Origin of the sequence: Burkholderia sp. Bmkn7, from assembly GCF_041103175.1 — a bacterium.
Classification (GTDB): domain Bacteria; phylum Pseudomonadota; class Gammaproteobacteria; order Burkholderiales; family Burkholderiaceae; genus Burkholderia; species Burkholderia cepacia.
In genome coordinates, this window is record NZ_JBGCUH010000002.1 from 1,601,287 (window position 1) to 1,625,534 (window position 24,248).

Here is a 24,248-nt window from a genome sequence, read left to right on the forward strand (position 1 = left end):
GTCATCTGCATGACAGCCACCGATTCCGCCACCATGAAGACCTCTTTCGTTTCGCCCGCCGCGCGTCGCGTGCGGAAACCGCCGCGCGCCGCGACGGCCCTGCGCTGCATCGCGGCGTCGCTGCTGCTCGCCGGCGCGGCCACGCACGCGCTTGCCGCGCCCGCCGGCAAGACGCTCGTGTATTGCACCGAAGGCAGCCCGGCCGGCTTCGATCCGGGCCAGCACACGACGAGCACCGATTTCGACGCGAGCACGTTCACGATCTACAACGGGCTCGTGCAGTTCAAGCGCGGCACGCTCGATCTCGAACCGTCGCTCGCGACGAGCTGGGACGTGTCGCCCGACCAGCGCACGATCACGTTCCATTTGCGGCGCGGCGTGAAGTTCCAGACGACCGCTTGGTTCAAGCCGACGCGGCCGTTCCAGGCCGACGACGTCGTGTTCACGTTCCGCCGGATGCTCGATCGGGACGATCCGTTCCGCAAGGCCTATCCGGTCAGCTTCCCGTATTTCAGCGACCTCGGTTTCGACCGCAACATCGAACGCATCGACAAGGTCGACGACTACACGGTGCGCTTCGTGCTGAAGACGCCCGACGTCGTGTTCGTGCGCAATCTCGCGATGGCGTTCGCGTCGATCCTGTCGGCCGAGTACGCGTCGCAGCTCGCGGCGCGTCATCGAGAGGCCGACATCAACCAGTTCCCGGTCGGCACGGGGCCGTTCCTGCTGCGCACGTACCAGAAGGACGCGCTGATCCGCTACGACGCGAATCCGGACTACTGGAAGCCGGACGACGTGAAGCTCGCCCGTCTGGTGTTCGCGATCACGCCCGATCCGGCCGCGCGCCTGCAGAAGCTGGTGTCCGGCGAATGCCAGGTGTCGGTGTTCCCGCGGCCGGCCGACCTCGACACGGTGCGGCGCGACCCGAAGCTGTCGTTGTTCTCGGGGATGGGTTTCAACGTCGGCTTCGTCGCGTACAACACGCAGCATGCGCCGCTCGATCGCGTCGACGTGCGGCGCGCGCTCGACATCGCGATCGACAAGTCGGCGATCGTGAAGACCGTGTTCAACGGCGACGCGAAGATCGCGACAAACCCGATGCCGCCCGCGCAATGGTCGTACAACCCGCGCCTGAAGGATGCGCCGCGCGATCCGGCGGCCGCGAAGGCGCTGCTCGCGCAGGCCGGTTTCCCGAACGGCTTCGACCTCACGCTGTGGGCGATGCCCGTGCAGCGCCCGTACAACCCGAATGCGCAGCTGATGGCGCAGTTGATCCAGCAGGACTGGGCGAAGATCGGCGTGCGCGCGAAGATCGTCAGCTACGAATGGGGCGAATACAACCGCCGCGCGAAGCTCGAAGGGCAGCACGACGCGATCCTGTACGGCTGGTCGGGCGACAACGGCGATCCCGACAACTGGCTCGGCACGCTGCTCGGTTGCGACGCGGTGCACGGCAGCAATCTCGCGAAATGGTGCAACCAGGATTTCGAACGGCTGGTGGACGCCGCGCGTTCCAATGCGGACGTCGCGAAACGCACGGCGCTGTACGAACAGGCGCAGGTCGTGTTCAAGGACCAGGTGCCGTTCACGCCGATCGCGACGTCGATCGTGTCGCTGCCCGTGTCGAAGCGCGTGCACGGGCTGACGTTCTCGCCGCTCGGCGGGCACCGCTTCGACGGGGTCTGGCTGGATTGACGGACGGGCCGCGCACACGCGCGGCCCACGCATTCATCCGCATGACGTGACGGAAGCGAAGGAAGCGAAGGAAAGGCCGGCGCGCCGTGGTGCGCCGGCTGCCGCCGGTTCAGTTGAGCGCGGTCGCCGCCGCGGCCTCGACCGGCGAGCCTTCGAGCGCGACCGACGGCCGGCCGTCGGGGCCGACCGGCACGTCGCCGGTGAGCGTCGTGCGATAGAGCTGGCGGTCGAAGTCGAGATCGAAGATGTCGACCGGCGCGAGGTGGGCGGTCGCGCGGTTGTCCCAGAACGCGATGCTGCGCGGCTCCCACTTGAAGCGGATCGTGAATTCGGGCCGCGTCACGTGTTCCCACAGCAGTTCGAGCAGGGCCTGGCTCTCGCGCGGCGTCAGCCCGACGATCGATTTCAGGAAGCTCGGGCTCACGTACAGCGCGCGTTCGCCGGTCTCCGGGTGCACGCGCACGAGCGGATGCTCGCTCACGAGCGGGCGGCGTTCGACCGCGTCGTCGAACGCATCGGTTGCGCGCGCGCCGGCCGGCGGCGTGAAGCGATGAAGGCCGCGCAGGCCGTCGACGAAGCCGCGCAGCGGCGCGGACAGCGTTTCGTACGCGCGCACGAGGTTGGTCCAGTGCGTGTCGCCGCCGTAAGGCGGGATCGTCACGCCGCGCAGGATCGACGCCCACGGCGGGTTCACGGCGGCCGTCACGTCGGTGTGCCAGCCGGTCCACGGCCGGCGCACCGGTTCCCCTTCGAAGCGGGTGGCCTTGCGGTGTTTCGCGATCGAGTACACGGCGGGATGCCCGTCGACGTGCCCGAACACCGGGTGGCCGACCGTCGGCTCGCCGAACTGGGCGGAGAACGCGACGTGCTGCTCGTGCGTGAGGAACTGCTCGCGGAAGAAGATGACGCGCCATTTCAGCAGCGCGGCGCGAATCGCCGAGATCTGCGGCGTGGTCAGCGGTTGCGTGAGGTCGACGCCGCGTATTTCCGCACCGATATGGGCGGACAGCGGGATCACGTCGATCGGCTCGGCGGCGGGTTCGAGTAAGGCGCTCATGCGACGCTCCTGGCGGAAGTGAACGGGGTGCGGGGCCGACATCGTTGCGCGTGCGCGCGTCGGTCCGGTGGCGGGAAAGGCATGGTCGGGTGTCCGGTGGCGGGGGAGGCAGGTGCGGCGGCGCGCACGGAACGGCGCCGCCGCGGGACGCGGGCGTTATTGCAGCGTCGCGCCCGGCCCCTTCAGCACGACGCTCCGGCGGCCGTCGATGCCGACCGGCACGTCGCCGTGCACGGTCGCGCGGCGCACGACACGGCGCGCATCGCCGTAGTCGTTGATCGCGTAGTGCTGCGTCGCGCGGTTGTCCCAGATCGCGACGTCGCCTTCCTGCCAGTTCCAGCGCACGGTGTTCTCGAGACGCGTCACATGTTCGTGGAACACCTGCAGCAGGTGCGCGGAATCCTGCGCCGACAGCCCCTTGAGCCGCTGCACGAAATGCCCGAGCACGAGCGTGCGTTCGCCGGTTTCCGGATGGACGCGCACGACCGGGTGCTCGGTTTCGTAGACGGTCGACGTGAACACTTCGCGGTAGCGCTTCAGTTGCGCATCGTCGGCATGCACGTGCGTCGACGCGTAGTCGTATGCATTGGTATGCAGCGCCCACAGCGTGTCGGCGAGTGCGCGCAGCGGGTCGGGCAGGTTCGCATAGGCGGCGGCCGTGTTGGCCCACACGGTATCGCCGCCGAACGGCGGAATCACGACCGCGCGCAGGATCGAGACCTTCGGGTACGCATCGACGAACGTCACGTCGGTGTGCCACGAATTGGCGCGCGCGCCGTGTGCGGAATCGAGTTCGAGCAGGTGCGCGCTGCCGTCGACGGACGGCACGGTCGGGTGGGCGACGGTCTCGCCGAAGCGGCGTGCGAACGCTTCCTGCGCGGTGTCGTCGAGGTGATGCTGGCCACGGAAGAACAGCACCTTGTGGCGCAGCAGCGCGGCCTGGATCGCGTCGAACGTCGCGTCGTCGAGCGTGCCCGACAGCCGCACGCCGGCGATCTCGGCACCGATCCGGCCGGCGACCTGGCGAATCTGGAGCGGGGTGGCGGCCGTGCGCGGCGCGGCGTGCGAAGCATGCGAAGACGGGTGAGCGGCGTGCTGGACTTCGGACATCGGGAGTCTCCTGGAGTCGGGTCGGTCGAGTCTCCATTCAAGCAGGGACCGTGCGCAACCGGAACCGATGAATCGTCACAACCTTAGCGTGCGAGCGGCGACGATCGATATGCGTCGTCGTGCTGAGCAAATCGAAGCGCCATGCGTGCTACCACGCGAGCCGCCATTCGCCGATCCGGTGCGGGCGCGGCGGGTCGATACGCTTGCCGCGCGGGTGGTCGTCGCCCGGCGGTTCGCCGTCGTCGAAACCGGCGAGCACGGTGTCGCGCAGCCGTGCGAATTCCGGTGAATCGCGCCGGCGCGGGCGCGGCAGCGCGACATCGACGATACGCTCGATGCGGCCCGGGCGCGGCGCCATCGTCACGACACGGTCGCCGAGATACACGGCTTCGTCGACGTCGTGCGTGACGAGGATCATCGTGATGCGCTCCTGTTCCCAGATGCGCAGCAGCTCGTTCTGCATCCGCGCGCGCGTCTGCGCGTCGAGCGCGCCGAACGGCTCGTCGAGCAGCAGCACGCGCGGGCGGTTCACGAGGCCGCGTGCGATCGCGACGCGCTGCGCCATCCCGCCCGACAACTGGTTCGGATACGCGTGCTCGAAGCCGTTCAGCCCGACGAGCGCGATGTGATCGGCGACCGCGCGGCGCTTCGCGGCCGCATCGAGCGGCGCGTTGCGCAGCGCGGCCTCGATGTTCTGCGCGACGGTCAGCCACGGGAACAGCCGGTGATCCTGGAACACGATCCCGCGCTGCAGCGACGTGTCGCGGACGCGCTCGGCACCGGCACGGATCTCGCCCGCGTAATCGGTGTCGAGCCCGGCGATCAGGCGCAGCAGCGTCGACTTGCCGCAGCCGCTCGCGCCGACGATCGTGACGAACTCGCCGGCGCGCACGTGCAGCGACACGTCGTCGAGCACGGCGAGCGCGGCGCCGCGTTGCGCGTAGTGCTTGCTCACGTGGAGGATGTCGAGCGAATCGGAGGCGAGGGTCGTCATGGCGGTGCGAGGAAGGAGGTAAGGAAAGGGCGATCAGCGCGGCAGGTCGCCGCGCCGGGCCAGCACCTTGCGCTCGATCGCGCGCGCGATCGCGTTCAGGGCCCAGCCGGTCACGCCGACGACGATGATCCCGAACAGCACGAGATCCATCCGGAACTGCTCGCTGCCGTCGATCAGCGTATTGCCGATCCCGCTGCCGGCGACCAGCAGGTATTCGGCGCCGAGCGTCGCGAGCCACGAATAGATCAGGCCGAGATACAACCCGGTGAAGATCGACGGCAGCGCGGCCGGCAGGATCACGTGGCGCACGAGCTGGAACCGCGAGTAGCGCAGCGCGCGGGCGACGTCGACATACGCGCGCGGCACCGCATGAATGCCGTCGCAGGTGTGCGCGGCAACGGGCAGCAGCGCGGCGAGCGACAGGAACACGACCTTGGCGACGTCGCCGAGGCCGAACCATACGGAAATCAGCGGAATCCACGCGAACAGCGAGATCTGCTTGAACGTGTCGAAGCTCGGGCCGACCATTCGCGCGACGAGGCGCGACAACCCGAGCGTGGTGCCGAGCAGCAGCCCGCCGGCCGCGCCGATCGCGAAACCGCAGGCTTCGCGCGCGAGCGACGCGGACAGCGCGCGGCCGAGCGCGCCGCTCGTGGCTTGCACCCATGCGGTGCGCAACACGTCGGCCGGGCCGACCAGCAGGCCGCTGTTCACGACGTGCGCGGAGGCGATGGCCCACCACAGCGCGAACGCGACGAGCGGCAGGACGAAGCCGCGCCAGTCGGGCGCACGCAGGCGATGGGCGACCCTGGCGGCCGTGGCGGCCGGCGGTGCGGCGTCCGGCGAAGCGGAATGCGTCACGGGAGAATCTCCTTCGGTTGCGCGGGCGGGGCGGGCATCGTGTGCGGCTCAGCCCCGGAAGGCGGACGGCACGCCGCGGCGCAGGCGCGCCTCGAGCGCGTCGAGCAGCCGGTTGATCAGCAGGCCGACCGCCCCGACGACGATCACGGCGGCCATCACGAGATCGAGCTGGAACAGTTGCCGCCCGTACACGATCAGGTAGCCGAGCCCTTCGGACGACGCGACGAGCTCCACGACGACGAGCGCGAGCCACGACTTCGTGAACGCGAGCCGCACGCCGGTCGCGAGCGTCGGGATCGCGGCGGGCAGCACGACGTGCACGATGCGCTGGCGGCGCGTGTAGCCGAATACGCGCGCGACTTCGTCGAGCGCGGGCGGTGTCTGGCGAAACCCTTGCAGCGTGCTCAGCGTGACGGGAACGAGTGCCGCATGCGCGATCAGCAGGTACTTGAGCGGTTCGCCGACGCCGACGAGCAGCAGCAGGAACGGCAGCCAGCCGAGCACCGGAATCTGCACGAGCGCGTTGAAGCTCGGCAGCACGTAGGCTTCCAGCGTGCGCGACAGGCCGAGCGCGACGCCGGTCGCGAAGCCGAGCAGCGTGCCGGCGGCGAACCCGACCAGCACGCGCTGCAGGCTGATCAGCGTGTGGCGCACGAGATCGCCGCTCGTCGCGAGATCCGCGAGCGCGTCGAACACGCGTTCCGGCGGCGGCAGGATCTGCGGCGCGATCCAGCCGCGCGCGCTGCCGACGCTCCACAGCGCGAACAGCAGCGCGGGCAGCAGCCACGGCGCGAGCCGCCACGACCATCGTTTCACGTGCGCCGCCGGGTGCGGCTGCGCGGCGAGCGCGGCGGGCGTGCGAGTGTCGGACGACGGGACGGAAAACGCGGTGTCGCTCATCGGGAAAGTCCGGGTCAGGAAAGGGGCTTGCCGGCCGCGTCGTATCGTTGCCAGTAGTTTTCGAGCTTCAGCGTGCGCAGCGCGTTGTCGAGATACTTCGGCTCGAACCAGCCGTCGACGTCGACCGGCTGGCGAATCAGTTTCAACGCGAGCGCATCCTGCGCGACGGACTTGTAGCGCGCGACGAAGAACGGATCGATCAGCGGCGACAAGCGGTCCTTCAGGCGCTGGTTCGCATAGTCGGCCTGCCACGACGAAACCGGCACGCCGCTCTTCGCCCACAGCTTGAACAGCGCATCGCGGTTCGCCTCGTCGGACGACCATTGCGCGCTCTTGACGATCGCGGTCACGACACGCTGCACGATGTCCGGATGCGCGCGCTCGAAATCGTCGAGCACAAGCAGGTGGGTCTGGCGCGTGAACTGCGGGCCGTCGTTCTGCGATTCGTAGATGATCTTCGCGAGCCCCGCGTCGCGCAGCTTGTACAACTGGTAGTCGCCCACCGACGCGTCGATGCCTTTCGACGCGAGCGCGGCGAGCGAGCTCGCGGCATCGAGGTTGATCACGCGCAGGTCGCGTTCGCCGAGGCCGTTTTTCGCGAGTGCGTTGTCGGCGACGAGCTGCAGGTTGGTGCCGCGGAAGATCGACACGCGGCGGTCCTTCAGGTCCTTGATCGAGCGGATCGTGGAGTCGGGCGGCACCGCGATCTTGACGCCCGAGCGCACGCTCGCGGCGAGCAGCAGGCGCGTCTTGATCCCGTTCGCACGCGCGAGCACGGCGGGCAGGTCGCCCTGGTACGCGAAGTCGAGCGCCTTGTTGGCGATCGCCTCGTTGACGGCAGGCCCCGCGCCCTTGAAGAACAGCCATTCCACCTTGATGCCGTCTGCCGCGAACGCCTTTTCGACCTGTTGCTGCAACTGCGCGGTGGCGGGGCTCGATCCGCCGAACGTCGGCGGATCGCCGGCGCCTTGCTGGGCGACGCCGATGCGGATGGTGGCGGGCTTGTCGGCGTGCGCGGCGGCGGCCGGCAACGCAATGAGGGACGCAATGAGCAGCGATCGCAGCAGGCGCAGTGGAAGCATGAATCGACGGGTCCTGAACGTTGAGGAACAAGGCAGGGCCGCAGCCCGTCGGGGCATTCTCGATGACGTGCCGGGGCCGGACAAGAAACGATTTGAACTATGCTTATCGCCGCTTTACGGGTTGCCGCGCCGCGCGTTCCGTTCTTTGCGACGGAGAACCGCATTCACACGCATTGGAGATTCATTCAGGATTCCCATCATGTCGATTGCGGCCCGATGCGAAATCGGGAAATCGTCGATTTGAAAATCGAAATGGCGACGTGGATGGATTTGCGTAAGGATCGCTGGACGAATCCGGGCGGAAAGATGGAGGCAGGTAATCGGGGAAATGCGACGCGGGCCGGTCAATTTTGCCGGGAAGGCACGCTGGATAAGGAGAAACGAGCCACTGTCGATCGATCCGGCATGCCGACAAATCGAATGGAAACGGTTCGATGGCCGGTCGGAAAATCATGCGCCGCAACAGTGGCAATGCCTGTTCAGATAGGTGAACCATGCGAAATGCCGCGAGAAAAATGAAGGCAATTGAGCGATATGACTTTCATCGTTGCAGCATGAAATCCATAAATGCACTCCGACGCCAAATCATTTGAATTCGCCTGAAAAATTGTCTATACCCTAGACGAATCAGCGCGGTTGCATCGTGCGGGAAGACCGCACCGGGGATGCGGGCACGCAACGGTCGAAGTCATCGTTGCACGCCGCGTGTTGTCGGGATCGAGAGTATTCCGGGGGATGCGAACGACCCAGTGCCAGGGTCGCCCGCAGGCATCGCAATGGGCGAATGTCCTGCGCAACCGCCGGAGCAAGGGTGCGTCTTTGCGTTCAACGGTCGGTCACCGACCCGTTACACGGAGGTTGCCATGCTGCAATACGTCAAGTCCCTGCTGCGTGACGAACGCGGCGTCAGCTCGCTCGAATACGCAGTGCTGGCCGGCATCGTCGTGGTCGCGCTGGCGGCGGTCGGCGTAATCCTCAGCAGCACCAGCGGCGGCTTGCCGAGCATATTCACGACGCTGATCAACAAGGTGACGAGCCTGATCTGATCCGCTGAACCCGCGCGCCACCGACGAACACCAGGATCCGCAGCGGTAGAACGTATCCGCGGCCGGTGCGTGTCGACGGACGGCTCTCCCATGCTCACGCTCGTGCAGTCGGTGGCCACGGTCTTGCTGGCCTCGCTCGCCGCGCAGGATCTGCGCGACCGGCGGCTGTCCAATCGCGTGGTGCTCGCGTTCGCGGCGCTGTATTTCGTCGCGGCGGCGCTCGCGCGCGACGGCTTCGCGCCGCTGGCCGGGCATGTCGCGATCGGCGCGGCGACGCTGCTGCTGTTCGGCGCGATGCGTCACGCGGGCTGGATCGGCGGAGGCGACGTCAAGCTGGCGGCGGCGGTATGCCTGTGGGCCGGCCCGGCACTGGTGTTTCCGGTGCTGGCGAGTGTCGGCGCGGGCGGTGCGCTGTGCGGCGTCGCGTTGCTGGTATCGCGGTCGCGGCGTGCCACGCCGGTGCACGCGATCGACGCGCGCGGCGTGCCGTACGGCGTGGCGCTCGCGCTCGGCGGCGCGCTGGCCGTCTGGGCGTCGTTTCCACACACGGTTTCGCTTACCTAGCCCGGGGGACGCACGCCGTCATGCCCAAACCGCTGAGAATGGCCGTGCTCGTCGTTGCCGCCGGCATCGGTGCGTTCATCCTGCGCGAACTGTACGTCGCCGCGTCGACGCCGTCGGTGCCCGTAGAAACGGATCAGGCGCGTGTGCGGGTCGCCGCCGCCGACCTGCCGGAAGGGCTGCTGCTGCGCGACAACGATCTCGCGTGGAAACGGATGCCGCGCGCGCAGGTGCCGGCCGGCGCGTTCGTCGAGTCGCAGCCGGGCGCGGACCTGAAGGGCGCGCTGCTACGCAACCGCGTGGGCGCGGGCGCGCCGATTCGCGTCGAGAACGTGATTCCGGCCGGCGCGCCGGATTTTCTCGCGGCCGCGCTGCAACCCGGCATGCGCGCGATCTCGGTGCCGGTCGACGACGTGTCGGGCAACGCGGGGTTGATCCAGCCGGGCGACTTCGTCGACGTGTTGCTGACGCAGCAGATCGGCGGCTCGGCGACGTCGCCGGGCACGTTCGAAGCGGAGACGGTGGTGCGGCGCGCGCGTGTGCTCGCGGTCGGTTCCGAATTCCAGCGCGCGAAGGCACCCGCGAGCGCACCGGATGCGACGGCGCGTGCGCGCACGGTCACGCTCGAGGTCGCGCCGCGCACCGCGCAGGTCGTGCTGGTGGCGACCCGCCTCGGCTCGCTGTCGCTCGCGCTGCGCAGCTTCGCGACGAGCGACCGGCGGCAGCCGGCGGGCGGCGACGAGCAGGAGGCCGATACCCAGCCGGTGTGGGCCGGCGACGTGTCGCGCGCGGCGCGCGAGACTGCGCGCGAGCCGTCCGCCGGGCCGGATGCGGGCGCGCGGCCGGCGTGGCGGAACAACGCGGTCGTGATCTATCGCGGTTCGTCGGTCGACGACGGATCGCACGGCGGCGGAACCGGCACGCCGGGCCTGCCGCCGCTGCCGTCTGGGCTGCCGTCGTGGCCGGCGATGCCCGCGGTTCCGGGCGGTGCCAATGTCGCGGCGCAGGCGGGTGCGCCGCCGCCGGGGGGCGACGGTGCAGTGACGGATTGACGATTCGGGCCGTCCGTCTGGCGGCCGGCATTTGACGGGAACACGCATGGTGCGCATGGTTCGTTGGATCGCTTTCCTGGGCCTGGCCTGCGGCATCGCGTCCGGGGGCGCCACCGCGCAGGTCGCGCGGGCGCCGGACGCGGGCGCGGCGCTGTCGATCGCGACCGGCAAGGGGGAACTGCTGTCGCTGCCCGAGCCTGCAACCGCGATGTTCGTCGCCGATCCTGCCATCGCGGACATCCAGGTGCCGTCGCCGCGTACCGTATTCGTGTTCGGCAAGAAGGCGGGTACGACCACGCTGATCGCGCTCGGCGCGAACCATCGTCCGATCCTGCGCAAGACGGTGATCGTGCAGGTCGACACGGCGTCGCTGCAGGGCGTGCTCGACAGCCGCTTTCCGCAACTGAAGCTGTCGGTGTCCGGTGCGCCGGGCTCGCTGATGGTGTCGGGCAAGGTGCCGAGCGCGGCCGACGCCGACGCCGTGATGCAGTCGCTCACGCCGTACCTGCACGACAAGGAAAAGATCGTCAACCGGCTCACGCTGTCGCGCCCGATCCAGGTGAACCTGCGCGTGCGGGTGACGGAGGTGAGCCGCAACATCACGCAGCAACTCGGCATCAACTGGAGCTCGCTGGGCGGGGCCGGCAACTTCGTCGGCGGGCTGTTCAACGGGCGCACGCTGTTCGATCCGACGACCAGCCTGTTCAACCTGTCGCCGACGGGCGCGTTCTCCGTGCTCGGCGGGTTCCGCGCGGGGCGCTGGTCGATCGACGTGGTGCTCGACGCACTCGACCAGGAGGGCTTGATCACGATGCTCGCCGAGCCGAACCTCACCGCGATGTCCGGCGAGACCGCGAGCTTCCTCGCGGGCGGCGAGATTCCGATCCCGGTCGCACAGGCGGGCTCGTCGACCGGCGCGATCACGGTCGAGTTCAAGCCGTTCGGCGTGTCGCTCGATTTCACGCCGACCGTGCTCGCCGACAACCGGATCAGCCTGAAGGTGCGGCCGGAAGTGAGCGAGGTCGATGCGAACAACAGCGTGACGACCGGCGGCGTCAAGGTGCCGGGGCTCACGGTGCGGCGCGTCGAGACGACGGTCGAGCTGTCGAGCGGGCAGAGCTTCGCGATCGGGGGGCTGCTGCAGAGCCAGACGGCCGACACCGTGTCGCAGACCCCGGGGCTCGGCCGGCTGCCGATCATCGGCCGGCTGTTTTCGTCGAAGAACTTCCAGGACAACAAGACCGAGGTGGTCGTGATCGTCACGCCGTACATCGTGCAGCCGGCCGGGCCCGGCCAGCTCGAGCAGGCGATCGACACGGTCGCGCGGCCGAGCAGCGACCTGGAGTTCGCGGTGCAGCGCAACCTGGGGCTCGACCTGCTGTCGGGCGATACGCCGCGCCTCGTCGGCGCCGCGGGCTTCGTGTACTGAACCGGAGGCGCGCCCATGCGAACCCGATCGATCGTTGCCGCACTGCTGCCGCTGGGGCTCGCGGGCTGCCTGTCGGCGCCGCCGCCGCTCAACCTGCCCGATGCGCGGACGATCGGCTTCGACGGCGCGCGCGCGGTGCCGCCCGATTGCGCGACGCTGATGCAGCCGTCGCATCTCGTCGACGCGGGGTACGCGCGGCCCGGCGTGCCGTTCGGCTGCGCGACCTACTCGAACCTCGCGGCGATGCTCGCGCGGCCGGAGGATCTCGTCGCGCCCGTGCCTTACGGCGGCGCGGACGCGCAGGCCGCGGCCGACGCGGTGCGCCGCTACGTCGAGGATCGCGTGAAGCAGCCGACGCCCGGCAAGACGCTGACGACCGGCTCGCCCGGCCATTGAACCGACCCGGATGCCATCACGATGCCGCCCATGAACCTCCTCGATCGCCAGCACACCCGGCGCGCCGCGTCCGCGGGAGCGGCCGATCTCGTCGCGGTCGTCGCCGATCCGGGCAGCGAGGACGTGATACGCCGCGTCGCGCAGGAGCTGTCGATCACGCGCACCCATCTGCAGGCGGGCACCTGCGACGATGCGATCCGGCTGCTGCAGCAGTACGAGCGTTCGCCGCGCCAGCTCGTCATCGACGTGTCGGATTCGGTGCTGCCGGTGTCGGACCTGATGCGGCTCGCCGACGTGTGCGACCCGTCGGTGCGCGTCATCGCGATCGGAACGCAGAACGACGTCGGGCTGTTTCGCAACCTGCTCGGCATCGGCGTGCAGGACTACATCGTCAAGCCGCTGACCGTCGAGTTGATGCGGCGTGCGTTGACGGCCACGGAGTCGGTCGTCCAGGCGCGTACCGGCAAGGTCGTCAGCTTCGTCGGCGCGCGCGGCGGCGTCGGCGCGACCACGATCACGGTGAGCCTCGCGCGCTTCCTGGCGGGCGAGAAGCGCCGCCGCGTGGCCTATGTCGACCTGAACCTGCATGGCGGCGGCGCGAACTCGATGTTCGGGCTGTCCAGCAACAACGGGCTGATCGAACTGCTGAACATGGGCCAGCGCCCCGACGACGCGTTGTTCGAGCGCATGTTCGTCACGAAGGGCGACCGGCTGCACGTGCTGTCCGCCGAGCTGGCGTACGGTGCCGACGCCCCGGTGGGCGACGAGGCCGTCGCGCGCCTGGTCGACATGCTGAAGGACCGCTTCCACTATGTGCTGTTCGACGTCGGGAGCGGTGCCGGCAAGCTGCTCGAGGACGCGCTCGTCGCGTCCGATCTCGTCCATGTCGTGGTCGACCGCTCGGTGCATGCCGCATACGAGGCCGCGCGGCTCGTGCGTTTCGTGCGGGAACTGCCCGGCGAGCGGCTGTTGTCGATGGTGCTGAACAACCCGCTCGCGCCCGTCGCGGGCCGGGTCGAGCCGGTCGATTTCGAGGAGGCGTTCGGCGGCGCGCCGCTGCACGAACTGCCGCACGAGCCGCAGACGCTCGCCGTCGCCGAGAATCTCGGCGAGCCGATCGAAGGCGCGAAGCGGCATGGCTTCGTGGATCAGATCCGGCAGCTCGCGAACGGCATTACCGGCGAGCCGATGGCCGTCGCCGAGCCGTGGTATGCGCGGCTCGTCAAGTGGAGGAAGGGATCGTGACGTTCGGTACCCGCAACCGGCCGCCGGCGAACCCCGTGCCGGCCGCGACGCCCGCCGTGGCGCACGAGCCGGCACCGGCGCCGGCGGAAGCACCTGCGCCCGCGTCGGCATCGGCCCGTGCGCCCGTGGCGGCCGATACCCACGAGGCGCTGATCCGGTCGAGCAAGTTCGATGCGATCCGCCACGCGGTGTTCACGTCGATGAACATGTCGGCGGCGCTGATGAAGACGCGCGACGAGGTGCGCGCGGGCATCGAGCAGGTGGCCGCGCACACGGTCGAGCGCGAGCGCCTGAAGATCACGGCCGGCGAGCAGGTGCTGATCGTCGATGCGATCCTGAACGACATGTTCGGCGTCGGGCCGATCGAGCCGCTGCTGGCCGACGACACGGTCACCGACATCCTCGTCAACGGGCCCGACCAGGTGTACGTCGAGCGCGCGGGCCGGCTCGAGCTCACGTCGCTGAAGTTCCGCGACGACGCGCACGTGGCGAGCGTCGCGCAGCGGATCGCGGCGGCGGTGGGGCGGCGCGTCGACGAGAGCAGCCCGATGGTCGATGCGCGGCTCGCCGACGGCAGCCGCGTGAACGTCGTGCTGCCGCCGATCGCGATGCGCGGCCCGTCGATCTCGATCCGCAAGTTCGCGAAGCGCGACATCACGCTCGCGCGGATGGCGCAGCAGGGCAACATCTCGCATCCGATGCTGCAGGTGCTGAAGGTCGCGTGCGCGTGCCGGCTGAACATCGTGATCTCGGGCGGCACCGGCTCGGGCAAGACGACGCTGCTCAACGCGCTGTCGCAGCATATCGAGCAGCACGAACGGATCGTGACGATCGAGGATGCCGCCGAGCTGCAGTTGCTGCAGCCGCACGTCGTGAGCCTCGAGACCCGCCCGGAAAATACCGAGGGGCTCGGCGGGATCTCGCAGCGCGATCTCGTGCGCAACGCGCTGCGGATGCGGCCCGACCGCATCATCCTCGGCGAGATTCGCGGCCCCGAGGCGTTCGACGTGCTCCAGGCGATGAACACGGGGCACGACGGCTCGATGACGACGATTCACGCGAATTCGCCGCGCGACGCGATCAGCCGGCTCGAGAGCATGGTGATGATGGCGAACGCGAACCTGCAACTGCTGTCGATCCGCCGCCAGATCGCGAGCGCCGTGCACCTGTTCGTGCAGATCGAGCGGATGCGCGACGGGGTGCGGCGCGTGACGCGGATCACCGAGATCGTCGGGATGGAAGGCGAGGTGGTCATCACGCAGGACCTGTTCGTGTTCCGTCAGGAAGGTGACACGACGCGCGATGCGGTGAAGGGCGTGTTCGAGGCGTCGCCGTTGCGGCCGGGATTCGCGGCGCGTGCCGCGTATTACGGCGTCGAGGATGCGCTCGCCGAGGTCTTCCGGCAATGAGGGCCGCCGACCTGTTCGCGGTGGGCGGGTTCGTGACGATCCTCGCGATCGGGCTCGTGCTGTCGTCGCTGTTCGATCGCGCGAGCCATCACCCGGCGCAGCGCATCCGCGCACGGATGCGCAAGCTGTCGCCGTCGCTCGCCGGGCACGCCGGGCACGCATCCGCCGCGCCCGGCGTCGCGCTGTTCAATCTCGAGCGCCGGCAAGGCCGCCTGCGCGCATGGCTGCAACGTCGCGTGACGCGGGTGCGCGCGGTGGGCGGCAAGGGCGGGGTGAGGATCGTCGTCGCGAGCACGATCGCCGGTGCGATCGCGGCGATCGTCGCGGTGAAGCTGATCGGGCCGCCGGGTTTCCTGCGTCCGCTGATCTATGCCGGGTTGCCGCTGGTCGCGATGCGTGCCAGCTACCGTGCGCTGGTCGACCGCTTCCGGGTGCGCTTTCTCGAAGCGTTCCCTGACGCGATCGACGTGATCGTGCGGGCCGTGCGCGCGGGGATTCCGGTCACGCAGGCGATCAGCATGGTCGGCGACGGCGCGGCCGAGCCGGTGCGCGCGACGTTCCGTTCGATGGGCGACAGCCTGCGCGTCGGCGCGGATCTCAAGGACGTGCTGACGCAGGCCGCGGACCGGCTGATGATCGCGGACTTCTCGTTCTTCACCGTCTACCTGCTGCTGCAGCGCGAGACCGGCGGCAGCCTCGGCGAAACGCTCGACGAGCTGTCGAGCATCATCCGCACGCGCCGCGACATCCGCCTGAAGACCCGCGCGCTGACCGCCGAAGGGCGCATCACGACGAACATCATTTCAGCGGTGCCGTTCGTGATGATCGGCGCGCTGTTCCTCGTGAACCGCGACTACGTGATGCTGCTGTTCTCGACGCACGCGGGGCACACGATGCTGACGATCGCGGCCGGGTTGCTGACGGTCGGCCTGCTGGTGATCCGCAAGATCTCGAAACTGGATACCGCGCGATGACGATGTCGATACTGGCCGCCCGCGGCTTCGAATTGCTGCTGTTGCTCGCCTGTGTCGCGGCGGCGCTCGGCAGACCCGGCGGCGGCACCCGCCAGCGGATCGCCGCGCGCGTGCGGCAGGCTGCCGGGCAGCATCCGCCGGCACCCGTGACGGGGTGGCTGCAGCCGGGCGGCGTTCGCCAGGACCTGACTCGCAGGCTCGCGCAGCTGGGCGAACGGCTGCCGGTGCTCGACCCGATGCAGCGCGTGAAGCTCGGCCTGCAACTGACGCGCGCGGGCTTTCGCGAGCGCCGCGCGGTGTCGTCGATGATCGGGATCAAGCTGAGCTGCGGCGTGCTGTTCGCATGCGGCGCGATCGTGTTCAGCCCGCTGATTCCGCGCTTCGGCGAATACTTCGTGATCCGGGCGCTGGCGATGGTCGCCGCGTTCGTGATCGGCGTGATCGTGCCGGAATACGTGCTCGGCGCGATGATCCGGCGGCGGCGGCGGCTCATCGCCGCGTGCTTTCCGGACGCGCTCGACCTGCTGGTGATCTGCACGATGGCCGGCAACAGCCTCGCGTCGGGCATCCGGCGCGTCGCACACGAACTGTCGCGCATCTGCCCGCCGCTCGCCGACGAGCTGACGGTGTGCGCGGACGAGCTCACGCTGAGCGGCGACGTGTCCGCGACGCTCGCGCATTTCGCGTCGCGCGTCGATTTCACGTCGGCGCGGTCGCTCGCGACGACGCTCACGCAGTCGCAGCGCTTCGGCACGCCGATCACGCAGGCGCTGCGCACCCTGTCGCGCACCGAGCGCACCGAGCAGATCGTCGCGCTCGAGGAACGGGCCGCGAAGCTGGCGCCGAAGATCACGTTGCCGATGATGCTGTTCATCCTGCCGACGGTGTGCCTGATCGCGGCGGGCCCGGCGGCGATTCGCCTGCTCGAGGTATTCAGATGACACGATCCGTCATACGCGCGTTCGCGTTCGCGGCCGTGCTGCCGGTGCTGGCCGGCGGCTGCGCGCCGGGCATCCAGACGCGGCCGGTGCTGTCGCACAAGAGCGACGACCCGCAGGCCGAGCTGCGCATCGCGGACAGCGCGCTGGCCGGCGGCAACGTCGATCTCGCATCGACGCTGTACGAGAAGGTGCTCGCGAAGCATCCCGAATCGCTCGCGGCGCGCCTGGGGCTCGGCGACGTCAACTATCGCGCGGGCGACCTGGAGCGCGCGCGGATTCTCTACGACGACGCGCAGCGGCAGGCGCCCGCGGAGCTCGGCCCGCGGCTCGGGCTCGCGCGCGTCGCGTTGCGGCAGCGGCGTCTCGACGAAGCCGCGCAGCGCTATCGCGACCTGCTGGCCGCGCAGCCGAATCATCCGCTCGCGGCGGAAGGGCTCGGCACCGTGCTCGACCTGCAGGGGCGTCATGCGGATGCGCAGGTCGTGTATCGCGACGCGCTGCGCGCGCACCCGGACGCGCAGGGGCTGCGCGTCGACCTCGGGCTGTCGCTCGTGCTGAGCAACCGGCCGCGCGAGGGCGTGAACGTGCTGCTCGACGTCGCCGGGCTGCCGTCCGCGCCGTGGCAGGCGCGCCAGAACCTCGCGTTCGCGTACGGCGTGCTCGGCAATACCGATTCGGCGAAGAAGCTGCTGTCCGCGGATTTGCCCGCGTCGGCGGTGGCCGACAACCTGCGCTTCTACCAGGCGGTGCGCGCGCGGCTCGCGTCGCGCGGGGGCGGCGGCAGTGCAGGGGGTGCCGGTGCCGCGCCGCCGATGTCCGGCGCGGCGCTGGAGCCGGGCGTCGCGCCGCCGGGTGCGGGGGCCGCAAAATGACACGCGGGGCGGCCGGCGCCCGCCGCGCGCGCGGCGTCGTGTCTCTCGAATTCGTGCTGATGCTGCCGTTCCTGCTGATGGTGCTGATCGGCATCATCGACACGAGCCTGATCCTGTGCGACAAGGCCGTCATCACGAACGCGAGCCGCGAGGCCGCGCGGGCCGGTGTCGTGCTGCGCGTGCCGATGCTGACCACGACGCAGATCGCGGGCATCGCGCAGAACGCGATGCAGAACAGCCTGATCACCGGCGGCACCGCGACCACCCCGGCGGTGACCGTGACGCAGGCGAACGGCACGACGTCGGGCACCGCGCTGACGGTGACCGTGACCTACACGTATACGGGGCTCGTGCTGGGTTCGGCGTTCAGCGCGCTCACCGGCCCGGTGACGGTTTCGGCGACTTCGGTGATGCTCTATGAATGACGTGCGCGCAACGCAACCCGCCGGCCCCGCGCGGCAGCGCGGTTCGGTCGCGCTGTTCTTCCTGATGTTCCTGATTCCGCTGCTGTCGTTCGGCGCACTGGCGATCGACATCGCGTGGGTGGTCACGGTGAACAACCAGTTGCAGAACGCGGCCGATGCGGCCGCGCTCGCGGGGGCCGATGCGATGATGTCGCCGAGCGGCGGCGCGGTGAACTGGTCGCAGGCCGCGCCGGCGGCGAACGGCGTGATCGCGCGGAACTCGGCGGCCGGTGCGGCGCTGTCGACCGGCACGGTGACCACCGGATACTGGAACGTGACGCGCAATCCCGCGTCGATGCAGCCGACGACCATCACGCCCGACACCTACGACGTGCCGGCGGTGCAGGTCACCGTGTCGCGCGCGCCCGGCGTGAACGGCGGCTCGATTCCGCTGCTGCTCGGCGGGCTGCTGGGGATTCCCGGCGCCTCCGGCAGCGCGACCGCGGTGGCGGTGCTGGCGGCGCCGGGCGGGGTGGCGGCGGGCGCACTGTTTCCGGTTGCGATCGACCAGTGCGTGTACAACCTGTACTGGAACGCCGCGACCAACCAGCCGCTGATCAATCCGCTGACCGGCCAGCCGTACGAGTTCTCGATCACGAACGGCCAGGTCTACGGCCTGCTCTGCATGGGCGGGCAGTGGACCTCGTTCCAGTCGACCGCGACCGACACGACGACGATGGGCAACCTGATGGTGACCGGCAATCCGACGGCGCTCAACATCGGTGACAGCATCAATCTCGCGACCGGCGTGAAGGCGACGCTCTATACGTCGGTGCCGGTCGGCACGACAGTGGTGCTGCCGGTCGTCACGCAGACCGCGACCAGCACCACCGTGCCGATCGTCGCGTTCGCGCCGTTCCATATCGACGTGTCGCTCGGCGGCACGTACAAGTACATCCAGGGCCACTTCGTCGCCGGCGTGAAGATGTCGGGCTCAGGGACCGGCGTCGGGCCGTACTACGGCGTCTACGTGCCGCCGCGGCTCGCGTTGTGAATGCGCGGGCCGGCGCGGCGCAGCAGCACGAGGAGCGCGAACAGCGTCACGGCCGGGCCGATCTGCGGCCATTGCAGCCACGGGTTCAGGTATTCGACGAGCGGCAGCAGCCACATGAGCGCGATCGCGGCCTGCTCGCCGCGCAGCCAGCCGTCCTGCCAGCCGGTCGCCAGCATGCACGCGATCGCGATGCCTAGCCACGCGAGTTCGTAGTGCCACACGTACGGGTTCGCCGCGAGCGTCGCGACCGCCAGGACGGCGGCACGCAAGCGGAGGTCGCGCGAACGCGTCCACACGATGCAGGCGGCTGCGATCGCCAGCGCCGCGATGCACGCCTGCGCGGCATACGCGAGCCCGGGCGTCAGGCCCGCGAGCCGGAAGGCGGCGAACGGCGCCGGCGACGCGAGCCAGAACACGACACCTTGCTCGAGGAGGAGCGACCGCGCGAGCGCGGTGCCGGCGACGAACCGATGGAGCGACTCGACGCCGCAGACGAGGACGCTCGATGCGGCGAACGCGGTGGTGGCGAGCGCGGCCCACGCGATCGTGCGCCATGCGCGCGTGGCGACCAGCACGAACGGGAACAGCAGCGCCAGTTGCGGCTTGGCCGACAGCAGGCCGATGCAGAGGCCGGCCCACATCGGCCGGCGGTGCGCCCAGCAGACGGCCAGCGCCGCGCACGACGCGGTCAGGAGCGCGTTTTGCCCGAACATCCCGGTGACGAACACGCACGGGGCAGCGACCAGCGCGAACCCGCCGACGCGCGCAGCGCCAGGAATCGCGCCGAGGCCCGATACGCGCGATGCGGCGAAACCGAACACGGCGACACCGAACGCGACGAACAGCGGATAGCCGATCGCAAAAGGCAGCAGCGCGAGCGGCGTCACGAGCAGCAGGTTGGTGGGCGGGTACAGCCACGCGACGAGGTCTTCGCGGCGGAACTGCGGGAACAGGTCGGCGGCCAGCCACGTGAAGGTCGGCACATCGTACGCTTGCCATGGCGAGCCGTGCAGCATCACGTACGACGCCGTCCAGAACACCGCGTAGTCGGGGCCCGGGCGCGACAAGGCGGTGGCCGGCGCATGACGGACGACGGATACCCAGATCGCGACGAACAGCGCGTAGCACGCGAGCGCGACCGCGCTGTACGCGATGACGCGCCGCGGAGTCAGCCATGCGCGGACGGGATGGTCCGCCGATCGCGTCGTGTCCCGGGGGAGATCCATGCGGCGTGTACGAGGTTACTTGACGGAGATTTTCCGCGCACCGTGGCCGGCGGCAGTCGCGGGGAGCGGCGTCCGGCGGCGGGCCGCGTGCGTGCGCTTGAGCGGGAACTGCAGCAGTTTCGACGCAGGATGCGCGGCGGTGTCACGCTGCGCGCGATAACGGCGCCGGACGAGATAGACGGGGCGCTGCTTCGACTCGTGATAGATGCGGCCGAGGTATTCGCCGATCACGCCGATGCCGATCAGCTGGATGCCGCCGACGAACAGCATCACGGAGATGAGCGACGCGTAGCCGTGCACGGGATTGCCGAACAGCAGCGTGCGCATGACGATGAAGGCGCCGTAGATGAACGAGAGGGCGGCGAACGCGAGGCCGACGTAGGTCCAGACGCGCAGCGGCACGGTGCTGAAGCTCGTGATGCCTTCGAGCGCGAAGTTCCAGCGCCGCCATCCGGAGAATTTCGAGCGGCCGCCGCTGCGTGGCGCACGCGTGTATTCGATGATCTCGGTGCGATAGCCGACCCACGCGAACAGGCCTTTCATGAAACGCCGCCGCTCGCGCAGCGCGCGCAGCGCGTCGACGACCTGGCGGTCCATCAGCCGGAAATCGCCGACATTCTCGGGCATCTCGACTTCGGAGAGGCGGTTGTGCACGCGGTAGTAGAGCGCGGCGGCCACGCGCTGCATCAGCGGATCGCACATGCGGTCGGTGCGCTTCGCGGCGACGACCTCGGCGCCGGCGAGCCAGCGTTCGACCATCGCGGGGATCAGCGCGGGCGGGTCCTGCAGGTCGGCATCGATCAGGATCACGGCGGTGCCGGCGGCTTCGTCGATGCCGGCGGTGAGCGCGGCCTCCTTGCCGAAGCGCCGGGTGAGATCGACGATGTGCACGCGCGGGTCGCCGGCCGCGACGTCGATCAGCCTGTCGAGCGTGTCGTCGCGGCTGCCGTCGTTGATGCAGACGATCTCGAAACGGATCGTATCGACCGATTCGAGGATCGGCAGCGTTGCCGCAAAGAATGCGTCGATTGTTTCCGCCTCGTCGTGGAACGGTACGACGAGCGATACCAGCGGCCTTCTGGCGTGCGCGGACATACGTCCCCCGAGAGATCCGGCTCGTGCTGCGCCGTATGGATCAGGTCGTCGTCCGCTGCAGGCCGGACGACAGGCGTTCTAATCATTGTAGGCAGGAATCGGGGATTCGTAACACGAATCGATGCGGGTGTGGTGGGGCGGGGGGCAGCCTGATTTGCCGGATACCGATGTCGACGCTGCCCGAGCGCGACCCGGGGCGTGATTGCCAGGCGCAGCAGTCGGCATGGGCAGGGTGCCGGCGTGGTGCGCGGCTATCGGCTCACGGGGCGCGAACGTGCGCGGCGCGCGTACCGCGACTGGCAAACCGTCCGCGCCGCAGCAGCATGAGCAGCGCGATCGACGTCACGAGCGGCCCGATCTGCGGCAGATGCATCCACGGATTCAGAAACTCGTAAAGCGGCAGCGCCCACAGGATGGCCACGAAACCTTGCTCGCCGCGCAGCCAGCCGTCCTGCGAGCCGATGGCGATCATGCACGCGATCGGGACGCACAGCCAGGACAGTTCGTAGTGCCAGACATAGGGATTCACGGCGAGCGTCGCGATGAACAGTGTCGCGACGCGCAGCCGCGCATCCTGGTGGCGATGCCAGACGAAGCACGCGGCCGCGATCGCAACCGCGGCGATGCCGGCCTGCCCAACATAGGCGAGCGCCGGCGACAAGCCGGCGAGACGAAACGCCGCGAACGGCGTCGGCGACGCAAACCAGAACGGAACGCCATGCTCGATGATCAGCGAACGCAGCGCGCCCGCGTTCTGCATGAAGAGATGGAGCGATTCGATGCCGCCTGTCGCGATGCCCAGCGCGGTGAAGGCGGTCGCGAAGGCCGCGGCCCACGCGAATGCGCGCCACGCACGCGCCGCGATCAGCACGAACGGGAACAGCAACGCGAGTTGCGGCTTGACCGACAGGAGTCCCATAAAGAAGCCGGCGAGCACCGGCCGTCGATCGACGAAATGCACGGCGAGCGCGGCGCACGTCGCAGTCAGCATCGCGTTCTGTCCGTACGTCGCGGTGACGAGCACGCCCGGAGATGCGAGCAGCGCGAGCCAGCCGATACGTTTCGCGCCGGGCGTCGCCGCGAGCCCCGACACGCGCCAGGTCGACACGCCGAGCAGCACGATGCCGAGCGCGATGAACAGCGGATAGCCGATCGCATAGGGCAGCAGCGAGAACGGCGCCACCACGAGCAGATACGAAGGCGGGTACAGCCATGGCAGGAACGCATGGCCGGCCGTGATCGGGAACAGGTCGGCGAGCGCCCGGGAAAACGCGGGGACATCGTAGACCTGCCACGGCGAGCCATGGCGCATCAGATGGGACGCGGACCAGAACACCGTGAACCCCGAGCCGGGGCGGAACAAGCCCGGGTCGGTCGAGTGGAAGCCAACCCGGACCATGATCGACACGAACAGCACGCCGATCGTGAGCATGACCGCGCTGTAAAGCGCGATGCGTCCGGGCGTCAGCCAGACGCGGACAGGGCGTTCGTCAGCTTGTATCGATGAGCTGGGAATATCCATGCTGCGCTACTTCACCGACAGGTTGCGTGCTGCTGCCGCGGTCGCGGCGGCCGTCTGCCGTCGTCGGGCAGGGGCGACGCGCCGAACCGGAAACGGCAGCAGCTTCGACGCGTCCGGCTGCGCGACGTGCCGCGCCGGATGTTGGCCCATCAGGGCGGCGGCGCGATAACGGCGCCGGACGAGATAGACGGGGCGCTGCTTCGACTCGTGATAGATGCGGCCGAGGTATTCGCCGATCACGCCGATGCCGATCAGCTGGATGCCGCCGACGAACAGCATCACGGAGATGAGCGACGCGTAGCCGTGCACGGGATTGCCGAACAGCAGCGTGCGCATGACGATGAAGGCGCCGTAGATGAACGAGAGGGCGGCGAACGCGAGGCCGATGTAGGTCCAGACGCGCAGCGGCACGGTGCTGAAGCTTGTGATGCCTTCGAGCGCGAAGTTCCAGCGCCGCCATCCGGAGAATTTCGAGCGGCCGCCGCTGCGTGGCGCACGCGTGTATTCGATGATCTCGGTGCGATAGCCGACCCACGCGAACAGGCCCTTCATGAAACGCCGCCGCTCGGGTAGCGCGCGCAGCGCGTCGACGACCTGGCGGTCCATCAGCCGGAAATCGCCGACGTTCTCGGGCATCTCGACTTCGGAGAGGCGGTTGTGCACGCGGTAGTAGAGCGCGGCGGCCACGCGCTGCATCAGCGGATCGCACATGCGGTCGGTGCGCTTCGCGGCGACGACCTCGGCACCGGCGAGCCAGCGTTCGACCATCGCGGGGATCAGGGCGGGCGGATCCTGCAGGTCGGCATCGATCAGGATCACGGCGGTGCCGGCGGCTTCGTCGATGCCGGCGGTGAGCGCGGCCTCCTTGCCGAAGCGCCGGGTGAGATCGACGATGCGCACGCGCGGGTCGCCGGCTGCGACGTCGATCAGCCTGTCGAGCGTGTCGTCGCGGCTGCCGTCGTTCACGCAAACGATTTCGAAGCGCGTGGTGTCGATCGATTCGAGGATGGGAAGGGCGGTCGCGAAGAATGCCTCGATCGCTTCCGCCTCGTCGTGGAAGGGTACGACGAGCGATACCAACGGCTTTCGGGTGTGCCTGGACATATGTCCCCCCGTGAGATCCGGTCTGCGCCGCATTGTTTGGTCCTGATGTCGCCGAACTCCCGGAAACAGCTCCGGATCGGCGCAGTTTTGTGTGTTTTCTGTTTGTAATGTCCTGATTCGTTTGCCGTGAACGGCGGCGGCAAGCGGTCGGATCATTGTACGCACGAGTGACGCGGTCGTGACAACGTGCGCGGGTTTGCTCGGGGGAGGGATTTCAGC

At 69.2% G+C, this 24,248-nt stretch carries 24 protein-coding genes; 14 read left to right on the plus strand and 10 right to left on the minus strand.

Annotated features, from left to right (window positions below; all coding sequences use genetic code 11):
- Nucleotides 1-33 precede the first annotated feature (33 nt).
- Nucleotides 34-1,695, plus strand: a complete 1,662-nt coding sequence (locus AB3K92_RS13165) for an ABC transporter substrate-binding protein (RefSeq protein WP_059495054.1) — start codon at nt 34-36, stop codon at nt 1,693-1,695.
- A gap of 109 nt (nt 1,696-1,804) precedes the next feature.
- Here the strand turns inward: AB3K92_RS13165 and AB3K92_RS13170 are convergent, their stop codons facing one another.
- The 6 genes from AB3K92_RS13170 to AB3K92_RS13195 form a co-directional block, all read right to left on the minus strand.
- Nucleotides 1,805-2,752, minus strand: a complete 948-nt coding sequence (locus AB3K92_RS13170; RefSeq protein ID WP_369465221.1) for a TauD/TfdA dioxygenase family protein — start codon at nt 2,750-2,752, stop codon at nt 1,805-1,807.
- Between the two features lie 156 nt (nt 2,753-2,908).
- Nucleotides 2,909-3,862, minus strand: a complete 954-nt coding sequence (locus tag AB3K92_RS13175; protein ID WP_059649050.1) for a TauD/TfdA family dioxygenase — start codon at nt 3,860-3,862, stop codon at nt 2,909-2,911.
- A gap of 148 nt (nt 3,863-4,010) precedes the next feature.
- Entirely contained in the window at nt 4,011-4,856 is an 846-nt protein-coding gene (locus AB3K92_RS13180) for an ABC transporter ATP-binding protein (protein WP_048026480.1), read from the minus strand.
- Between the two features lie 33 nt (nt 4,857-4,889).
- Entirely contained in the window at nt 4,890-5,717 is an 828-nt protein-coding gene (locus AB3K92_RS13185; protein ID WP_369465222.1) for an ABC transporter permease, read from the minus strand.
- Between the two features lie 48 nt (nt 5,718-5,765).
- Nucleotides 5,766-6,617, minus strand: coding sequence for an ABC transporter permease (locus AB3K92_RS13190; RefSeq protein WP_059552944.1), 852 nt, complete (start codon nt 6,615-6,617; stop codon nt 5,766-5,768).
- A gap of 14 nt (nt 6,618-6,631) precedes the next feature.
- Nucleotides 6,632-7,699 carry an ABC transporter substrate-binding protein gene (locus AB3K92_RS13195; protein WP_059484247.1) on the minus strand — a complete coding sequence of 356 codons (1,068 nt, stop codon included), beginning with the start codon at nt 7,697-7,699 and terminating at the stop codon, nt 6,632-6,634.
- A gap of 99 nt (nt 7,700-7,798) precedes the next feature.
- Here AB3K92_RS13195 and AB3K92_RS13200 point away from each other — a divergent pair, with 99 nt between their 5' ends.
- The 13 genes from AB3K92_RS13200 (at nt 7,799) to AB3K92_RS13260 (ending at nt 19,082) form a co-directional block, all read left to right on the plus strand.
- A complete protein-coding gene (locus AB3K92_RS13200) occupies nt 7,799-8,218 on the plus strand; it encodes a hypothetical protein (protein WP_369465223.1) in 420 nt (139 codons plus the stop codon).
- Between the two features lie 344 nt (nt 8,219-8,562).
- On the plus strand, nt 8,563-8,745 hold the full coding sequence (locus AB3K92_RS13205) for a Flp family type IVb pilin (RefSeq protein ID WP_021162901.1): 183 nt from the start codon (nt 8,563-8,565) through the stop codon (nt 8,743-8,745).
- Nucleotides 8,746-8,835: 90 nt separating this feature from the next.
- A complete protein-coding gene (locus tag AB3K92_RS13210) occupies nt 8,836-9,309 on the plus strand; it encodes a prepilin peptidase (protein WP_369465224.1) in 474 nt (157 codons plus the stop codon).
- A gap of 20 nt (nt 9,310-9,329) precedes the next feature.
- Nucleotides 9,330-10,358, plus strand: a complete 1,029-nt coding sequence (cpaB, locus tag AB3K92_RS13215; protein WP_369465225.1) for a Flp pilus assembly protein CpaB — start codon at nt 9,330-9,332, stop codon at nt 10,356-10,358.
- A 46-nt stretch (nt 10,359-10,404) separates the two neighbouring features.
- Nucleotides 10,405-11,787 (plus strand): type II and III secretion system protein family protein, encoded by a 1,383-nt coding sequence (locus AB3K92_RS13220; protein ID WP_369465226.1) that lies wholly within the window; start codon nt 10,405-10,407, stop codon nt 11,785-11,787.
- Between the two features lie 15 nt (nt 11,788-11,802).
- On the plus strand, nt 11,803-12,183 hold the full coding sequence (locus AB3K92_RS13225) for a CpaD family pilus assembly lipoprotein (protein WP_369465227.1): 381 nt from the start codon (nt 11,803-11,805) through the stop codon (nt 12,181-12,183).
- Between the two features lie 21 nt (nt 12,184-12,204).
- A complete protein-coding gene (locus AB3K92_RS13230) occupies nt 12,205-13,428 on the plus strand; it encodes an AAA family ATPase (protein WP_042978295.1) in 1,224 nt (407 codons plus the stop codon).
- Nucleotides 13,425-14,837, plus strand: a complete 1,413-nt coding sequence (locus AB3K92_RS13235) for a CpaF family protein (protein ID WP_048026503.1) — start codon at nt 13,425-13,427, stop codon at nt 14,835-14,837. The genes AB3K92_RS13230 and AB3K92_RS13235 overlap by 4 nt, the downstream gene beginning before the upstream one ends.
- A complete protein-coding gene (locus AB3K92_RS13240) occupies nt 14,834-15,811 on the plus strand; it encodes a type II secretion system F family protein (RefSeq protein WP_059484242.1) in 978 nt (325 codons plus the stop codon). The genes AB3K92_RS13235 and AB3K92_RS13240 overlap by 4 nt, the downstream gene beginning before the upstream one ends.
- Entirely contained in the window at nt 15,808-16,752 is a 945-nt protein-coding gene (locus AB3K92_RS13245; RefSeq protein ID WP_369465228.1) for a type II secretion system F family protein, read from the plus strand. The genes AB3K92_RS13240 and AB3K92_RS13245 overlap by 4 nt, the downstream gene beginning before the upstream one ends.
- The gene (locus AB3K92_RS13250; RefSeq protein WP_060127310.1) at nt 16,749-17,624 is read left to right on the plus strand and encodes a lipopolysaccharide assembly protein LapB; all 876 of its coding nucleotides are present in this window, start codon (nt 16,749-16,751) and stop codon (nt 17,622-17,624) included. Before AB3K92_RS13245 ends, AB3K92_RS13250 begins: the two co-directional genes overlap by 4 nt.
- Nucleotides 17,621-18,049, plus strand: a complete 429-nt coding sequence (locus tag AB3K92_RS13255; protein WP_059649041.1) for a TadE/TadG family type IV pilus assembly protein — start codon at nt 17,621-17,623, stop codon at nt 18,047-18,049. Before AB3K92_RS13250 ends, AB3K92_RS13255 begins: the two co-directional genes overlap by 4 nt.
- Nucleotides 18,042-19,082, plus strand: a complete 1,041-nt coding sequence (locus AB3K92_RS13260; RefSeq protein WP_369465229.1) for a TadG family pilus assembly protein — start codon at nt 18,042-18,044, stop codon at nt 19,080-19,082. Before AB3K92_RS13255 ends, AB3K92_RS13260 begins: the two co-directional genes overlap by 8 nt.
- On the opposite strand, the gene AB3K92_RS13265 is transcribed toward AB3K92_RS13260, so the two are convergent.
- The 4 genes from AB3K92_RS13265 to AB3K92_RS13280 form a co-directional block, all read right to left on the minus strand.
- Nucleotides 19,055-20,308 carry a glycosyltransferase family 87 protein gene (locus AB3K92_RS13265; RefSeq protein ID WP_369465230.1) on the minus strand — a complete coding sequence of 418 codons (1,254 nt, stop codon included), beginning with the start codon at nt 20,306-20,308 and terminating at the stop codon, nt 19,055-19,057. The genes AB3K92_RS13260 and AB3K92_RS13265 overlap by 28 nt on opposite strands.
- A gap of 15 nt (nt 20,309-20,323) precedes the next feature.
- A complete protein-coding gene (locus tag AB3K92_RS13270) occupies nt 20,324-21,403 on the minus strand; it encodes a glycosyltransferase family 2 protein (RefSeq protein WP_369465231.1) in 1,080 nt (359 codons plus the stop codon).
- 259 nt (nt 21,404-21,662) lie between these two features.
- Nucleotides 21,663-22,925 carry a glycosyltransferase family 87 protein gene (locus AB3K92_RS13275; protein ID WP_060331960.1) on the minus strand — a complete coding sequence of 421 codons (1,263 nt, stop codon included), beginning with the start codon at nt 22,923-22,925 and terminating at the stop codon, nt 21,663-21,665.
- Between the two features lie 6 nt (nt 22,926-22,931).
- Nucleotides 22,932-24,029, minus strand: coding sequence for a glycosyltransferase family 2 protein (locus AB3K92_RS13280; RefSeq protein WP_059856835.1), 1,098 nt, complete (start codon nt 24,027-24,029; stop codon nt 22,932-22,934).
- Between the last annotated feature and the right edge of the window lie 219 nt (nt 24,030-24,248).

Coding starts and splice junctions, on each gene's coding strand:
- AB3K92_RS13265 (WP_369465230.1), bottom strand. CDS start 20,308: ATGGATCTCCCCCGGGACACGACGCGATCGGCGGACCATCCCGTCCGC.
- AB3K92_RS13165 (WP_059495054.1), top strand. CDS start 34: ATGAAGACCTCTTTCGTTTCGCCCGCCGCGCGTCGCGTGCGGAAACCG.
- AB3K92_RS13195 (WP_059484247.1), bottom strand. CDS start 7,699: ATGCTTCCACTGCGCCTGCTGCGATCGCTGCTCATTGCGTCCCTCATT.
- AB3K92_RS13190 (WP_059552944.1), bottom strand. CDS start 6,617: ATGAGCGACACCGCGTTTTCCGTCCCGTCGTCCGACACTCGCACGCCC.
- AB3K92_RS13255 (WP_059649041.1), top strand. CDS start 17,621: ATGACACGCGGGGCGGCCGGCGCCCGCCGCGCGCGCGGCGTCGTGTCT.
- cpaB (WP_369465225.1), top strand. CDS start 9,330: ATGCCCAAACCGCTGAGAATGGCCGTGCTCGTCGTTGCCGCCGGCATC.
- AB3K92_RS13180 (WP_048026480.1), bottom strand. CDS start 4,856: ATGACGACCCTCGCCTCCGATTCGCTCGACATCCTCCACGTGAGCAAG.
- AB3K92_RS13270 (WP_369465231.1), bottom strand. CDS start 21,403: ATGTCCGCGCACGCCAGAAGGCCGCTGGTATCGCTCGTCGTACCGTTC.
- AB3K92_RS13245 (WP_369465228.1), top strand. CDS start 15,808: ATGACGATGTCGATACTGGCCGCCCGCGGCTTCGAATTGCTGCTGTTG.
- AB3K92_RS13225 (WP_369465227.1), top strand. CDS start 11,803: ATGCGAACCCGATCGATCGTTGCCGCACTGCTGCCGCTGGGGCTCGCG.
- AB3K92_RS13230 (WP_042978295.1), top strand. CDS start 12,205: ATGCCGCCCATGAACCTCCTCGATCGCCAGCACACCCGGCGCGCCGCG.
- AB3K92_RS13220 (WP_369465226.1), top strand. CDS start 10,405: ATGGTGCGCATGGTTCGTTGGATCGCTTTCCTGGGCCTGGCCTGCGGC.
- AB3K92_RS13210 (WP_369465224.1), top strand. CDS start 8,836: ATGCTCACGCTCGTGCAGTCGGTGGCCACGGTCTTGCTGGCCTCGCTC.
- AB3K92_RS13205 (WP_021162901.1), top strand. CDS start 8,563: ATGCTGCAATACGTCAAGTCCCTGCTGCGTGACGAACGCGGCGTCAGC.
- AB3K92_RS13170 (WP_369465221.1), bottom strand. CDS start 2,752: ATGAGCGCCTTACTCGAACCCGCCGCCGAGCCGATCGACGTGATCCCG.
- AB3K92_RS13260 (WP_369465229.1), top strand. CDS start 18,042: ATGAATGACGTGCGCGCAACGCAACCCGCCGGCCCCGCGCGGCAGCGC.
- AB3K92_RS13275 (WP_060331960.1), bottom strand. CDS start 22,925: ATGGATATTCCCAGCTCATCGATACAAGCTGACGAACGCCCTGTCCGC.
- AB3K92_RS13250 (WP_060127310.1), top strand. CDS start 16,749: ATGACACGATCCGTCATACGCGCGTTCGCGTTCGCGGCCGTGCTGCCG.
- AB3K92_RS13175 (WP_059649050.1), bottom strand. CDS start 3,862: ATGTCCGAAGTCCAGCACGCCGCTCACCCGTCTTCGCATGCTTCGCAC.
- AB3K92_RS13240 (WP_059484242.1), top strand. CDS start 14,834: ATGAGGGCCGCCGACCTGTTCGCGGTGGGCGGGTTCGTGACGATCCTC.
- AB3K92_RS13280 (WP_059856835.1), bottom strand. CDS start 24,029: ATGTCCAGGCACACCCGAAAGCCGTTGGTATCGCTCGTCGTACCCTTC.
- AB3K92_RS13200 (WP_369465223.1), top strand. CDS start 7,799: ATGCTTATCGCCGCTTTACGGGTTGCCGCGCCGCGCGTTCCGTTCTTT.